Source organism: Microbulbifer maximicatervae (SeqCode) (assembly GCF_052467225.1).
Map to the genome: position 1 here is coordinate 130,607 of NZ_CP174303.1, position 13,369 is coordinate 143,975.

Genomic DNA, 13,369 nt, shown 5'->3' on the forward strand with positions numbered 1-13,369 from the left:
TATTCTTGCAAAAAGCTTCTCAATTAACGATGAAGAATCAAACCTGTATCCTTTTGGTTGATCTCGAATGTACTTGTGATAACGAGCCACCCCTCCCTCCAGAGGAAGCCGAAACCATAGAGTTGGGTGCGATAGTGGGAAGTTTGACACAAAAAGCTTTTGTTCAATTAGATGAAAGGCAGCTTTACGTAAAACCCTTTCTTCACAGGAAATTGACACTATTTTGTACCGAATTAACGGGTATTACTCAGGAGCAGGTTGATAAGGCCTCGTTGTTACCCGGGGTACTGGATAAATTCAAAGATTGGCTTTCCAACTATGAATTAGCCGCATGGGGCAGCTGGGGAAATTTTGATGCATGGCAATTGCGCATGGAAACAGGCAGAAAGGAAATAGCAAACCCCTTACAGTACCTGCCTCACATTAATGTGAAGCAAATATTCGCTGACAATAAAGGACACCGGGTCAACCTAGCCAAGGCTATTAAATTATCGGGGCTTACATTTAGAGGGCGACTGCATTCCGGTATCGATGACACACGAAATATCGCCCAACTTTTGGAAAATGATATCGCCCTACGAACTAGTTTTTTAAATCAGATATAATCAGGCCTAGTAATATCACCTTGTAAGAACAGCATTCTGCGTCTTCTCCTTACCCTACCGCCCCATCAGTGATCGGCTTGGGCAATTAACCCATCGATATCCAGGTACTGGGCAGCATTGCGATAGTTCGCGGCGCTATCGAATGGAAGGGAGCCTAGAAGAGGAGCCGGCAGTAGAGCCTTAAGGGTATGCAGATTCTCCTCTGCGCGAGCCATACCCTCACCACGCACAAAGTTGGCTACCCAACCCACTAACGGAAGCCCATCGCGGCGGATTGCCTCTACCGTGAGTAATGCATGGTTGATACAGCCAAGTTGCATGCCCACCACGAGTATGACCGGTAGGTTTAGTTCCCGGGGCAACTGGGACAGAAAGCTTCTTGGGCCCAACGGGGTGCGCCAGCCACCAGCACCTTCGATCAAAACCAGGTCGGCCCCTGCAGACATCACTCCCCGGCAGACGCCAGCCATCCGCGCAACATTTAACTGCTTACCCACCTCTGCGGCCGCTATATGCGGAGCAATAGCGGGCTCCAGGGCAAAGGGGTTTACTTGCTGGTAAGGCAGCTTCAGAGTCATCGCTTCCTGGAGCAAAAGGGCATCTTCATTGCGCAGGCCATCATCCGTGTGCTCACATCCAGATGCCACAGGCTTCACTGCCGCCGTTTGCAAGCCTGCCTCCGCCGCTGCCGATAGCAGTGCGGCGCTCACATATGTCTTGCCGACCTCGGTGTCAGTACCGGCGATAAAATAGGTTTTTGCCAAGGCCTAACCCCCTCCTCCAATAAAAGTTAACTTTTTTCATAACGTGACTTTTCACGCCACTCAGATGGTGATAAATTAACCCGGTAGCGCAAATTTTGAACAGATCAAGCCGTACATCGATAAGAAGGCACGGGGTTGCGCTCACACAATAACCCCCTCTTAAAGGGGACAGACAGCAGGGATGCGGTGTCATTGCGAAATAACCGACAACTACCCGAACTGCTTAAAGACCATGCGATACCTGACCTTTGCCCTGCTCCTGCTGGTGCCAATCTTTGCTTCAGCGAAAGTCGATCCCGTTGACCACGTCGTAGTTTATAAGTCCAAGAAACTCATGCAGCTGATACGGGACGGCCGTGTCGTGAAAAGCTATACCGTGTCTTTTGGGGATAACCCCAGGGGACACAAAGTTCGCCAGGGGGACGAGCGCACCCCTGAAGGCCGCTACACACTGGACTGGAAGAATCCCAACAGCCGCTTTTACCGTTCAATCCACGTGTCCTATCCCAACAAGCAGGACCGTGCACGGGCAGCCAAAATGGGGGTCAGTCCCGGCGGTGACATTATGATCCACGGTATCAAGCCCCAGTGGTCCTACATGGAAAGGCACCTGCGCCGCACCAACTGGACCGATGGATGTATCGCCGTGGCCTCCAATCGTGAAATGGACGAAATCTGGGCTCTGGTGAAGACGCCAATCCCTATCGACATCTACCCCTGATCTCTTCAATCTTGCACCCGGCTCCCTGCGTTGCGATAGGCGCAGGTCAGCCGGATTTTTTTGCCCTGCAAGCGGTGAGATTCATATAGATCACCTCGTAAGTTACCGGCAATCCACGCTCTTCCCGCTTATTTTCATAGGCTACGGACAAGTGCTGCAGTTTGCGACGACCTGTCATACCTTTATCAGCCGCCCGGTTAATATTGTGTGCACCCACTCCCTTAAGCTCCCGCATCAACTGCCGCAGGCTATCAAAGTGCAGTAGGCGCAATTCATCCGTAACCAATCCGCTGAGACCACTGTGCAGCGCCGCTTCACGCCACTGCTCGGCGGGCAGGAACTGATTCACATGTACACCCCCATCCACTTGAGCCCAACTCTGTTTCAATTCCACCAGGGTTTTAGGGCCAAGGGTGGCAACCAGGCACCGCGCTTCGGGAGCCAGTATTCGTTGCAACTCTGCAAACAATTGCGGCAGACGGTAACACCATTGCAGCGCCATACTTGAAAACACCAAATCAATACTACCCGCCGCCAGGGGTAACTGTTCGGCATCGGCCGCAACGTAACCATCAGCTTCGGGTCTTTGCGTCCGGGCAAATTTCAGCATCCCCTCCGCCAGATCCAGGGCAATAATTTGCGCCTTAGGAAAATGCCGCCGCAACAGTTCAGTACCGAATCCGGTGCCACTGCCCAAATCGAGGATCGTACGGGGTGCCCAGCTGTCATCGGCTTGGGCCAACAGTTGCCGGCAGACTGCCCGCTGCAGATGAGCGCAATCATCGTAGCCCTGTGCTGCCCGGGTAAAAGAGCGAGCTACCGCAGCCTTATCAAACGGCTCAGCCGGGGGATTTCCAATAGACTCGAGAAGCTCGAATAGATATTCAGCGACGATGTCAGCCTTGGTGCAATGGGGTAAATGGCCCGTCTCGGGTATGACTTTGACGGTGTCCCCACACGCCTCAATGGACCGAGCAGCTTCAATGGGAACCAGGGCATCCTTGCTGCCAAACAGATGCTGTGCCGGCACGGACAGATTTTCCAGGTATTTGCGATTATCCAACTCTGCCAGACAGCACAATGCTTCCCGCCAGGCATCACTATTTATTTGAGGTGTTTGTGCCTTAAGGTCTTTAAGTAAAGAGCGCATGGCGCTATCACCCCGCGCCTGCAGCGAGCAAAATCGCTCCCAGGTACTCTCCGGAGATGATGTAAAAGCATCGAAAAATGCCTTGAAAGTGCTCTCGGCCATGCCCGGCCAGCCATCTCGTTCCACAAAGCAGGCATTGGCAGCTATGGTCATTAACCCCAGAACTTTGTCCTGCTTCGCTATAGAAGCCAGGCGAACGGCCAGCATACCGCCGAGGGAGTGGCCAACCAGGATACAGCGAGGGGGAAGTTGCTGGTAAAGCTTCTGCAGCAAAGCTTCTAGTGGGGGCCAGTCTTCAGCGCCCTGTGTAGCAAATCCAGGTAACTCAATACAGTGGAGTTGCACTTCTGTACGACGCGCCAGGGATTCTATAAGCGGCTGCCAAAGGTCTGCACTCCCGCCCCACCCGTGCAGGAAAACCAAGTGTTCAACCCGTATCACTTATCCAGTACCCCTGCGTCCTGCAAAATCTGCTGCAGCGCGCCTAGTAGGTCATCGATATTCTCGGCCCGGTGAGCCGCGCTCAGGGTAATGCGCAAGCGTGCAGTGCCCAGCGGCACTGTAGGCGGGCGAATGGCACCCACCAGGAATCCGCGCTCCTGCAATTCTCTGGCAACCGCCATCACAGTACTTTCACAGCCCAACACCAGCGGCTGTATCGCACTGGCTGACGCCTGAAGAGGTAGACCGAGCTGTAGTGCCCTGCGGCGGAAATAAGCGATATTTACCCGCAAGCGCCCTTGCAACTGAGGCTCATCGCGAATCAATTCGATAGCAGCCAAGGCACCGGCAGCCACTGCTGGCGTCATTCCGGTGGTATAGATATAGGGCCGCGCAAACTGGGTGAGGAAATCTATCAGTGCCCGGGAGCCCGCAATAAAGGCACCGGCATTGCCAACCGCTTTACCCAAGGTACCCATCACAACCGGGGCTTGTTCCTGGGTCAGCCCCGCCAGGGCACAGCTGCCCGCCAGCGGGTATGCTTCACTACCCATTACGCCAAAGCCGTGGGCCTCATCAACCATTAACCAGGCGTTGTATTGCTTACACAGAGTGGCAATCTCAGCCAGAGGGGCCAAATCACCATCCATGCTGTAAACGCCATCCACCGCTACTAAAGTAGCGCCACCCCGGCTAGTAGCGCGCTGCAATTGGCGTTCAAGGCCAGCGAGATCGTTATGGGCAAAGCGCAGACTGTTGGCGCCACTCAAGCGGGCACCGTCAATCAGTGAGGCGTGATTAAGCCTGTCCGAAACAATATTGTCGGCTCGCCCCAACAGGGCACAAATAGTGCCGATATTCGCCATGTAGCCACTCGAGAATATCAGCGCCGCTTCTCGCCCGCTTACTTCGGCGATGCACTGCTGCAAGCGGTGATGAATATCCAGGTGACCATTAACCAGGTGAGAGGCTGTGGCGCCTGCACCACACTCTGCTCCCGCCTTCTGTGCTGCGATGACTTCCTCGCGGCTGGCAAGCCCCAGGTAGTCGTTACTGCTAAATACCAGTAGCTCCCGCCCGTCGACCCGGGCTCGCGGCCCGGGTGCGCGATCGAGGGTTTTTAGCTCCCGGTACAGATTCTGCTGGCGGCGCTCGGCGAGGCGCTGTTGCAGGACTTCATTCAGGGTCATTTGGCCGCGTCGTAGAAGAAAGCATCATTTTGCTGTTCGGTGATCTGCGCGTTCAATTCCGCTTCCACCTCAGCCTCATCGGCGTACTGCTGATACTCTTCTGGCTTAATACCCAGGCGACTGAACAACTGCATATCTTCGTTAGCTTCCGGATTCGCAGTTGTCAGCAGTTTTTCACCGTAGAAAATAGAGTTGGCGCCGGCAAGGAAGGCCATTGCCTGCATCTCATCGCTCATCTGCTCGCGACCGGCGGATAGGCGCACATGGGATTTCGGCATCATGATACGGGCCACAGCAATACAGCGAATAAATTCGAAGGGGTCCAGGTCCTTTTGTTCTTCCAGCGGGGTACCGGCGACTTTTACCAGCATATTGATGGGCACTGATTCGGGGTGCTCCGGCAGGTTCGCCAATTGCATCAATAACCCGGCGCGATCTTTATCGCCTTCACCCATTCCCACAATGCCACCAGCACAGACCTTCATTCCCGCTGAGCGCACTCGCCCCAAGGTTTCCAGGCGATCCTGGTAAGTGCGAGTGGTAATAATCTCACCGTAATATTCCGGCGAAGTATCCAAATTGTGGTTGTAGTAATCGAGGCCTGCATCCGCCAACTCCTGGGCCTGATCATCATTTAGCATGCCCAGGGTCATACAGGTTTCCATACCCAACGCCTTTACTTCTCGTACCATCTGGGTCACGTAAGGCATGTCTTTTTTCTTGGGGGAGCGCCAGGCGGCCCCCATGCAGAAGCGGGTAGCACCGCCGGCCTTAGCTGCCCTTGCCTCCTGCAACACCTTTTCAACCTTCATCAGTTTTTCCCGCTCCAGCCCGGTGTCATAGCGGGCACTTTGGGGACAGTAGGCACAGTCCTCAGGGCAAGCACCGGTCTTGATAGAGCAAAGGGTACTGACCTGTACCCGATTGGCATCAAAATAAGCTCTGTGCACTTGCTGCGCGGTAAACATCAAGTCGCTAAACGGCATGGCGAAGAGGTCCAGTACCTGCTGGCGGGTCCAGTCGTGGCGGATCTCTGCGGCGGGCATTTGCTGGGCGGCAGTCACAGGGCGTACTCTCTCTGTTGCTTATTAAAATCGGATACTCACAGCCTGTTAGCAGGCTCTAGCGGCATCGATCAGCGAGCTATAATTCAGCGCCTGCCGTTCAATCCACCAGACTGGCCAGTTTAGCCACGGCCAAACCGCTGTCAACTCGGAAGAGACGATATGGTTTACAAGCTTTTCAGTAGAAAACTTGCCCAAAGTCTGGCCCGCTGCCTGCTGTGCGGCGGAGTATCGGGAGAGGTTGGAATCTGTTCTGCCTGCACTCAGGAACTACCGGCGCTAGGCCGCGGCTGCCGCTACTGCGCCCTACCCTTGGCGGCGGCAAAAGATAATATTTGCGCGGCCTGTTTACAGAGGCCACCCGCCTTAAAGAAGATCAGTGCTGCCTGGCAATACGCTTACCCGATCAACCACTTAATCCAACATTTCAAATACCACCGGGACCTGGCCGCCGGACACAGCCTTATACAGCTAGCAGCCCGCCAATTGGGGCTTCCAGAGGATATGCCTGACATACTTACCCCGGTTCCTCTGCACTGGCGTCGCTATTGGCAACGCGGTTACAACCAGGCTCAACTTATTGCCAGTGGTCTGGGGCAAAACTGGTGCCTGCCAGTAGATCTGCAACTACTGCGCAAAACAACTTCCACCAAAACCCAGTCTCAACTCAGCCGCAACCAACGGCTGAAAAACCTGTCTGACAGCTTTGCCGTGCGCGGAGAAATATCGGGTGCCCATATCGGCCTGGTAGACGATGTTGTAACCACGGGAGCGACCCTAGAAATCATCACTCGCCAGCTACTCACAGCCGGGGCAAAACAGGTCAGCGCCTTCGTTTTGGCCAGAACGCCATGACTGTTCGGCGCGACTACAAATAGACCCATAGTCACCCCAACGTCACAATAGCTTACCTTGCCGTTCTGGCGCCTCAGTCCCTCACCTGCCAGCACTGCTAAGGTTCTAACAGCGACTAAATTGCCCGCATTTCTGTTGTCGCGGGCCAGGAATTCAGCGATGAGTGAATACAAGTTGCCACGGGGCATTGTCATCAGCGGCACAGGCCTGTGGACCCCACCGGAATCTATTAGCAATGAAGAGTTGGTAGATGCCTATAACACCCATGCCGAGCAGTACAATCTTGAGCATGCTCAAGAGATCGAGGCCGGTGAGTGCGCGGCAAAACCTTTCTCTTCTGCAGAATTTATCGAGAAGGCCTCAGGCATCAAGAGCCGCTATGTGGTGACCCGCGATGGCATCCTTGATCCGAAGCGCATGCGCCCCCTTATTCCCGAGCGCGCAGATGACGAGCTGAGTGTACAAGCCGAAATGGGCTTAAAGGCCGCCAGACTAGCTCTGGAGAAAGCCGATAAGCAGGCGTCTGACATTGATTTGGTCATTGTCGGTGCCTCCTATATGCAGCGCGCCTACCCCGCTATTGCTATTGAAATCCAAGGTGCACTGGGTATCGATGGTTTTGCCTTTGATATGGAAGTGGCCTGCTCCTCAGCCACCTTCTCACTTCAGCGTGCGGTGGATGCGATCTGCTCAGGCTCAGCCAAAACTGTACTGGTCATCAATGCCGAACTGGCCTCACCACAAGTGGATTACACCGACCGAGACAGCCACTTTATCTTTGGCGATGTAGCCGTAGCCAGCATTATCGAGCGCAGAGAAACCTGTACTGTCGAAAGCGCCTGGGAAATTCTCGGCACCAAAGCGAAAACCGTTTTCTCCAACAATATCCGTTCGAACTTTGGCTACACCGCTCGCGCCGCCGATGTGGACCCTTTTGGCCCCGGTAAGTTGTTCCGCCAGAATGGGCGAAAGGTATTTAAAGAAGTTTGCCCCATGGCGGCGTCCCATATTGAGGCCCACCTGCAAGAGACAGACACCGATCCTCACAGCGTGCGCCGCTACTGGCTCCATCAGGCCAATATCAATATGAACAACCTGATCGCCAAGAAGCTAATGGGTGACAATGCAAGCGTTGAACGCGCGCCCATCGTTCTGGACCGCTACGCCAACACGGCAAGTGCCGGCTCAGTTATCGCATTTAATTTGCACAGCGATGACTTGCAGGTCGGTGACCGGGGAATTATCTGTTCCTTTGGTGCAGGCTATTCTATTGGCAGCTTGGTATTGGAAAAAATCTCCATTTAATTTTGAAATATTTTCGGAGTTCGGGAATAAATACTGAACTCCGAAACCACCACCAAAAAGACCGGTGGTTCTCACTACCACTAACACCAGGATTTTATTAACCGGCGACCTGGCCTTCACAAATATCTATTAAAACTATGCGCGATCCAGCCGCAGCGCATAGCAACCATAAGCAGCGAAGCGCAGCAGAGCGAAATCAATCTGATCCTGCATAAAATATTCACTCACTTCTGTTTTTATTTGTTCAGGGCCCACCAATTTCGCAGACACGATATGCTCTTCAGCGCTATAGGCGCGAAGCACTAGTGGCACACCATTCTTGAAATAATCTTCCGCATTATTATTTAGCGGGGGGAAGCTGTTCTGTACTCTGAAGTTTTGTTCCGGCTGTGGCTGCGCCAGTACAAATACAGGCCCGTACTCCCGATAAGGACCGGCAAAAGAGAAAGGGCAGTAGCTGGCCAGGAGGATTTTCTCCCCGGGCCGTGCGCGCCGCCGCACATCACGACATGGCTCACCGCCCTGGGCGCTCAGCTGCCGTACCGGCTGCCCTAGATCATCTAGACCTGCTTGACGAACCTTTTCTAAAAAATCTTCGCGGATAGGTGTTACGGTAAAAGTCATGGCTAAGGTCACCCCACTTGCTAAAAGAGCGAGGTTACTGAACACCAAACAGCATCGCTGGCCAGATTCGGGCGCGTCATTCCAAGTGAGTAGCAGTTATTTTTTTGCGGACTCTTCAAGCTCACTCAACAGACCTTCCGCCCAACTGATCCAGGTCTTTTCCGCCTCAATACCCAAAAGCAGGGTTTGATGTGCCAACCAGTAGCGCTCCTGGAGCGCTGTATCACTCTTTAATACGCGCTCATTTTGCTCCTGGTAACTTTCCAGAGAGCTGCGATGTTGGCGCAGTTGGCCCTCCAGAGCATCTCGCATTTCATCCTTGCTCAGGTTGTGACCGGCGAACATACGCACCAGAAAAGGCTCGCGAATCTTCTGCGGCGCACTGGGCTGAATGACCCAGTCACGCAGCTCGGCGCGGCCTAGATCCGTGAGGCTATAGACCTTCTTGTCCGGCTTGCCTTCTTGGGCCTGCTCCTCACAGTCCAGCAGGCCCTCCTCATGTAACTTGTGCAGCTCGCGATACATCTGCTGATGGCTGGCACTCCAGAAGTGGGAGACGCTGCGCTCAAAGCGCCGCTTAAGGTCATATCCACTGCCGGGCTCAATATCCAGCAAGGTGAGAACGGCAAAGCGCAGAGACATGAAAACTCCAACTCATCTTATGCAAAGAGTTGCATATTAACCGGAGCCAGCCATTTATGACCAGCTGCCGGGTTTTCATAACAAGATAATTAGATTAATAAAACATTAAAAAATAGGACAAATGTATCGACAGAAACTAACAGTCGAGATGTAAGGCTAGCTTTTATGCAAATTGGAGATATAATCGCCGGCTTGTCGCCAAAGTCGTTTAGGCGGCCACTGTCTACGAGGTTGTTTGCCCAATGTCCGCGCCCGCACTATCCCCATCCAGTCCAGATGCCCCAGATGAAAAGGCTTCTGGTGCGCGCCGCTGGGACTTTATGCTGGACATCTTCGCCATGAATAGCTTCTCTTGGGCTGTAGCGATCCCCATCGAGCTGGTTCTGGCGGGTATGAGTTGGAACGAACACCTGAAAGTTCGCCTGATGGCCCTGGTATTCAATACCCTTATCGCCCGCCCATTCAGTATGTATCGCAACTGGATTGTGAACCGTTTTGGGGGTGGCGGCTTTATCAATGCCTACCTGGTAGACACCTTTGTATTTCTCAGCTTCCAGTTCCCGCTATATATGGCCAATATGCGCCTCGGTGGGGCCAGCTGGGACGAAATTGCCACCGCCAGTATTACTTTTATGCTCATCGCGGGAGCTCTTGGCCGCCCCTACGGAATTTATCTCGACTGGGTGCGCCGAGTATGGATTAATACGCTTGTCCCCCTGTGGAGCAAACGCGCTGCCTGAGGGGTCACCGATACTCGATTAGGCATTACGAGAGAGGAACATGACTGTGTTGACCGATAACGCCATTGAAAACAGTTCCATGACCGTTGGCGTGGTCGCCGGCACCCCCACAGATACCCGCTTCGGGTTGGACTTCCTCGCCGCGCGCCAACTTCGTGGCGTGGGCCTGTCCCTATCTTCCTCTCCCCAGGCCCAGACTCAATTGCAGGCGCTGGAGCGCGACGCCCTTACCCAACAATTGATCGAAGCCATTGAGCAGCTGTACCAGGCCGGTGCAGAAGCGGCCATGATCTACTGCAACTCTCTTTCCGGTGCTGTGGATATGACGGTGGTAAAAGCTGCCTCCCCCATTGAGGTGGTATCCCCTCTTGAGGTCTACGCTGAGCTTACCCAGCGCTATCGCAACTTTGGACTGTTGGCCGCCAACTGCCAGAGCTGCGCCAATATCGAGCGGGAAATACTCGAGCGCAATACAACCGCCAAAGTCATCGGTATTGGCAACTTGCAAATTGTGGAAGATATCGAGGACGGCCTCGCCGCAGAAATGATTGTTCGCCAACATGCCCTTGATGACTTGGTCGCGGCACTGGTGAAAAGCGGCGTACAGATCCTGATTTTGGGCTGCACCCATTTCGATTATTTTTATCGGGAACTGCTCGCACACTGCGATGGCATTCGCCTTTTCCTTCCCTCAGAGCGTATGTTGCAATTGCTGCAAGAGCGCATTCCCCAGGCTGCCTGAATACTATTTCCTCGCGACAGCTCCGGCGTAATTTGTTCTGAAGCTGTCGCTAGACTACCCATTCAACCTAGTAAATTGCTGCTAGATCCCTGTATGTAATCAGATGCAATCTGTGGATTAACTTCATGCCCAGCAACCCGGCCGCTCAACCTCAAGGCAGAACAGACGGGGCCAGCCGGCAACTCTTCTATCGGCAAGTTAACTGAAGCGCCTCTGCTCCCCCCACAGCAGAAGGAAAATTTTTCTTGTACCAAAAGCGGGCTTATTGCAGTATCAAAAATCTCCGGTGTGCCTGGGTATTCATTACAACAAGTCGTATAAACCCTTTTTGGACTGCAGGATTTAGTCCAATTCAAATAACGTTGGTTACAAGGATGATAGAAACCACTTTGTCTGGGGGGATTCCCTCTCGTCACGTATTCTTGCGTGCCATATGCCTCGGCCTATTGGTCTCGGGTTCGGTATTTTTATCGAGTACTGCACAGGCCGATGTTATTACCACACTAAAAAGTCAGGTCCCGCTCTTTTGGGTGGGAATACCCGCTGTACTTGTACTGCTAATTTGTGCGTTTGCAATAAATAGGCAAGTTAAATTACGCCAACTAACCCTCGATACCAATGCTCGGCTTAAAAATTTGAGCAAGGAAAATAGCAATCTTTTCCAACAGGTACACAGTCGTAACAGCGAATTTGTCGCACTGGAAAAACAACTTGCTGATGCCCTTAGTGAGCTTGAACAATTGCGCCAGGAAAAATCTGATCTCCTCACCATAACCCGGCACCACTTACAACATCCCTTGGATACACTTCTCGGCACTTTGAATTTATTGGCTCGCAGCGAAGACAACAATACGCGCGCCCTGGTAGAAATCGGGAAAAGACAATTAAACAGCGCCCTTAAATCCCTGGAGAACTTACATCAGTACGGTAATGTTGAGACAGTAGAATTAAAACTCCCCACTGAAAGCCATCGTGCGCCCGGCAAACAGCTCTCTGTTTTACTCGTTGAAAACAGTAAGCATGACTCCCTTCAACCCACCCTGGAAACCATGGGCCATAACGTACAGCGGGAGTGCAATGGGATCGATGGGAGCAGCGCTGCACTGCAAAAAAACTTCGATCTTATTTTGGCAGACACCCATCTTCCGTTGATGGATGGTGTTGAAGCAGTGCGGGAAATCCGTAGGGAAAGAGGTGCAGAACTACCTATTTTTGCCCTTTTACAAAATGCCAGCTCTGGCGATAAGGAGCGCTACCAGGCCAGAGGCTTTACCGGGGTATTGACCCACCCGATCGGCGACCGACAGCTGATGCAATTATTGAGCTGGGCTGTTCGCCGAAGCCAGGGCATTGCAGGCCCCCAGGGAGCAAAGCCCACTCGACTGCTGAATACCAATACCCTATTTCGCCTGCGGGATACATTGGACCACCATACGTTTGCCGAATTACTCAGCGAGCGCACCGCTACCCTGCCAAAACAAATAACGTCATTAACCAGCGCTATCACTGGACGCCACTGGCTTGATGCAGAACAGCAGGCACAAAGACTGGCTCGCTCAGCTATTGAGGTCGGCCTCGAAACAATAGCTTCTCGCTTACGTACCCTGGCCGCAAACCTCTCTATCGATAGTGAAAGAGAACATTGTCGCCAACAGCGCACAGAGCTGTTACAGCTTATGCGCGAATCTGTGCGCCAGCTAAAGGCCTGGCGCGAGCGCAATGTTCACACTGAGTGGGCATTAAAATGAACCACCCTACTGTGGCCCGATTTCGAGTTACAGTACTCTTACTGGGAAGTAGTGGGGCGGAAGAGGCGTCTGCGATCCACCGCACAAATAACACATCCCAGCGCAGCTAAGTTGAAATGCACTATTTGCACCACACTATATTGGAGTGAATAGTAGAGAGAACAAGTTATGTCAGAGCAGTATCCCGAACGCAGTCAGGAAGCCCGAGAACAAAGCGGGCGCGACCTGGCCATTATGGTTTACCTGATCCAGGCGATCAGCTTATTTACCGCAGTGCCATTTTTTATCGGGGTATTAATCAACTACTTTAAGCGCAGCGATGTTCGCGGCACCCTGGCCGAGTCCCATTTCCGCTGGCAGATTCGCACCTTCTGGTTTTGGCTGCTGTGGACCATTGTTGGCTCCCTAACCATTTGGGTACTGGGGCTGGGCTACCTGATTCTGGCAATTAACTGGGTATGGGTAATCTATCGGGTTATTCGCGGCTGGCTGATGCTGGTAGACAGACGTCCGACCTATTAAAAGTAAGCCTTCAATTTGGGGCCCGAGTGATTGTGGGCCCTTATAAAATTCTGAGTTATTTAAATAAGTTCCCCGCTTCGAATATTTAGTCCACTTTCACACTTCAATACTTCGGGCAGTTTTAAGAGATGAAATGGGTAGGAATTATGGGCGAGTATTGCCTAACGTCTCATGGACACAACTTTCAACGACTTAGATCTAGGTCTAAGATGTAGAAAAGTTGCCAGTATTTATGAGCGGTATAGTGACTACGGGG

General features: G+C 52.8%; 14 protein-coding genes. 8 read left to right on the forward strand and 6 right to left on the reverse strand.

What is annotated here, in order from left to right:
• The first annotated feature begins 5 nt into the window (after positions 1 to 5).
• Positions 6 to 605, forward strand: a complete 600-nt coding sequence (locus tag ACJJIZ_RS00610) for a 3'-5' exonuclease (RefSeq protein WP_444914900.1) — start codon at positions 6 to 8, stop codon at positions 603 to 605.
• Between the two features lie 65 nt (positions 606 to 670).
• Here the strand turns inward: ACJJIZ_RS00610 and bioD are convergent, their stop codons facing one another.
• Entirely contained in the window at positions 671 to 1,369 is a 699-nt protein-coding gene (bioD, locus tag ACJJIZ_RS00615; protein WP_413664193.1) for a dethiobiotin synthase, read from the reverse strand.
• A 181-nt stretch (positions 1,370 to 1,550) separates the two neighbouring features.
• On the opposite strand from bioD, the gene ACJJIZ_RS00620 reads away from it, so the two are divergent.
• Positions 1,551 to 2,090 (forward strand): L,D-transpeptidase family protein, encoded by a 540-nt coding sequence (locus ACJJIZ_RS00620; RefSeq protein WP_413664192.1) that lies wholly within the window; start codon positions 1,551 to 1,553, stop codon positions 2,088 to 2,090.
• Between the two features lie 46 nt (positions 2,091 to 2,136).
• Here the strand turns inward: ACJJIZ_RS00620 and bioC are convergent, their stop codons facing one another.
• From bioC to bioB, 3 genes are read right to left on the reverse strand one after another with little or no spacing between them, the layout of a single operon-like run.
• Complete coding sequence (gene bioC, locus ACJJIZ_RS00625; protein WP_444914901.1) at positions 2,137 to 3,681, reverse strand: malonyl-ACP O-methyltransferase BioC; 1,545 nt, start codon at positions 3,679 to 3,681, stop codon at positions 2,137 to 2,139.
• Positions 3,678 to 4,871: an 8-amino-7-oxononanoate synthase gene (gene bioF / locus ACJJIZ_RS00630; RefSeq protein WP_444914902.1), complete on the reverse strand. Its 1,194-nt coding sequence runs from the start codon at positions 4,869 to 4,871 to the stop codon at positions 3,678 to 3,680. The genes bioC and bioF overlap by 4 nt, the downstream gene beginning before the upstream one ends.
• Complete coding sequence (bioB, locus tag ACJJIZ_RS00635) at positions 4,868 to 5,917, reverse strand: biotin synthase BioB (protein WP_413665834.1); 1,050 nt, start codon at positions 5,915 to 5,917, stop codon at positions 4,868 to 4,870. The genes bioF and bioB overlap by 4 nt, the downstream gene beginning before the upstream one ends.
• 180 nt (positions 5,918 to 6,097) lie before the next feature.
• On the opposite strand from bioB, the gene ACJJIZ_RS00640 reads away from it, so the two are divergent.
• Positions 6,098 to 6,790: a ComFC family protein gene (locus ACJJIZ_RS00640; protein WP_444906553.1), complete on the forward strand. Its 693-nt coding sequence runs from the start codon at positions 6,098 to 6,100 to the stop codon at positions 6,788 to 6,790.
• Positions 6,791 to 6,949: 159 nt separating this feature from the next.
• Positions 6,950 to 8,095 carry a beta-ketoacyl-ACP synthase III gene (locus tag ACJJIZ_RS00645; protein ID WP_444906554.1) on the forward strand — a complete coding sequence of 382 codons (1,146 nt, stop codon included), beginning with the start codon at positions 6,950 to 6,952 and terminating at the stop codon, positions 8,093 to 8,095.
• Between the two features lie 135 nt (positions 8,096 to 8,230).
• Here the strand turns inward: ACJJIZ_RS00645 and ACJJIZ_RS00650 are convergent, their stop codons facing one another.
• Both ACJJIZ_RS00650 and ACJJIZ_RS00655 read right to left on the reverse strand, forming a co-directional pair.
• A complete protein-coding gene (locus tag ACJJIZ_RS00650) occupies positions 8,231 to 8,719 on the reverse strand; it encodes a DUF1203 domain-containing protein (RefSeq protein WP_444912000.1) in 489 nt (162 codons plus the stop codon).
• Positions 8,720 to 8,815: 96 nt separating this feature from the next.
• On the reverse strand, positions 8,816 to 9,361 hold the full coding sequence (locus tag ACJJIZ_RS00655) for a PadR family transcriptional regulator (RefSeq protein ID WP_444906556.1): 546 nt from the start codon (positions 9,359 to 9,361) through the stop codon (positions 8,816 to 8,818).
• A 242-nt stretch (positions 9,362 to 9,603) separates the two neighbouring features.
• On the opposite strand from ACJJIZ_RS00655, the gene alaE reads away from it, so the two are divergent.
• From alaE to ACJJIZ_RS00675, 4 genes are all read left to right on the forward strand, one after another.
• Entirely contained in the window at positions 9,604 to 10,101 is a 498-nt protein-coding gene (alaE, locus tag ACJJIZ_RS00660; RefSeq protein ID WP_413664185.1) for an L-alanine exporter AlaE, read from the forward strand.
• Positions 10,102 to 10,141: 40 nt separating this feature from the next.
• Entirely contained in the window at positions 10,142 to 10,843 is a 702-nt protein-coding gene (locus ACJJIZ_RS00665) for an aspartate/glutamate racemase family protein (protein ID WP_444906557.1), read from the forward strand.
• 374 nt (positions 10,844 to 11,217) lie between these two features.
• Positions 11,218 to 12,591 (forward strand): response regulator, encoded by a 1,374-nt coding sequence (locus ACJJIZ_RS00670; protein ID WP_444914903.1) that lies wholly within the window; start codon positions 11,218 to 11,220, stop codon positions 12,589 to 12,591.
• Between the two features lie 168 nt (positions 12,592 to 12,759).
• Entirely contained in the window at positions 12,760 to 13,113 is a 354-nt protein-coding gene (locus ACJJIZ_RS00675) for a DUF4870 family protein (protein WP_444914904.1), read from the forward strand.
• The last annotated feature ends 256 nt before the right edge of the window (positions 13,114 to 13,369 follow it).

Bases quoted from the DNA above. Each gene is read 5' to 3' on its own strand.
- ACJJIZ_RS00640 (WP_444906553.1), top strand. From the start codon at position 6,098: ATGGTTTACAAGCTTTTCAGTAGAAAACTTGCCCAAAGTCTGGCCCGC.
- alaE (WP_413664185.1), top strand. From the start codon at position 9,604: ATGTCCGCGCCCGCACTATCCCCATCCAGTCCAGATGCCCCAGATGAA.
- ACJJIZ_RS00665 (WP_444906557.1), top strand. From the start codon at position 10,142: ATGACTGTGTTGACCGATAACGCCATTGAAAACAGTTCCATGACCGTT.
- bioF (WP_444914902.1), bottom strand. From the start codon at position 4,871: ATGACCCTGAATGAAGTCCTGCAACAGCGCCTCGCCGAGCGCCGCCAG.
- ACJJIZ_RS00670 (WP_444914903.1), top strand. From the start codon at position 11,218: ATGATAGAAACCACTTTGTCTGGGGGGATTCCCTCTCGTCACGTATTC.
- bioB (WP_413665834.1), bottom strand. From the start codon at position 5,917: ATGCCCGCCGCAGAGATCCGCCACGACTGGACCCGCCAGCAGGTACTG.
- ACJJIZ_RS00620 (WP_413664192.1), top strand. From the start codon at position 1,551: ATGCGGTGTCATTGCGAAATAACCGACAACTACCCGAACTGCTTAAAG.
- ACJJIZ_RS00655 (WP_444906556.1), bottom strand. From the start codon at position 9,361: ATGTCTCTGCGCTTTGCCGTTCTCACCTTGCTGGATATTGAGCCCGGC.
- ACJJIZ_RS00645 (WP_444906554.1), top strand. From the start codon at position 6,950: ATGAGTGAATACAAGTTGCCACGGGGCATTGTCATCAGCGGCACAGGC.
- ACJJIZ_RS00675 (WP_444914904.1), top strand. From the start codon at position 12,760: ATGTCAGAGCAGTATCCCGAACGCAGTCAGGAAGCCCGAGAACAAAGC.
- ACJJIZ_RS00650 (WP_444912000.1), bottom strand. From the start codon at position 8,719: ATGACTTTTACCGTAACACCTATCCGCGAAGATTTTTTAGAAAAGGTT.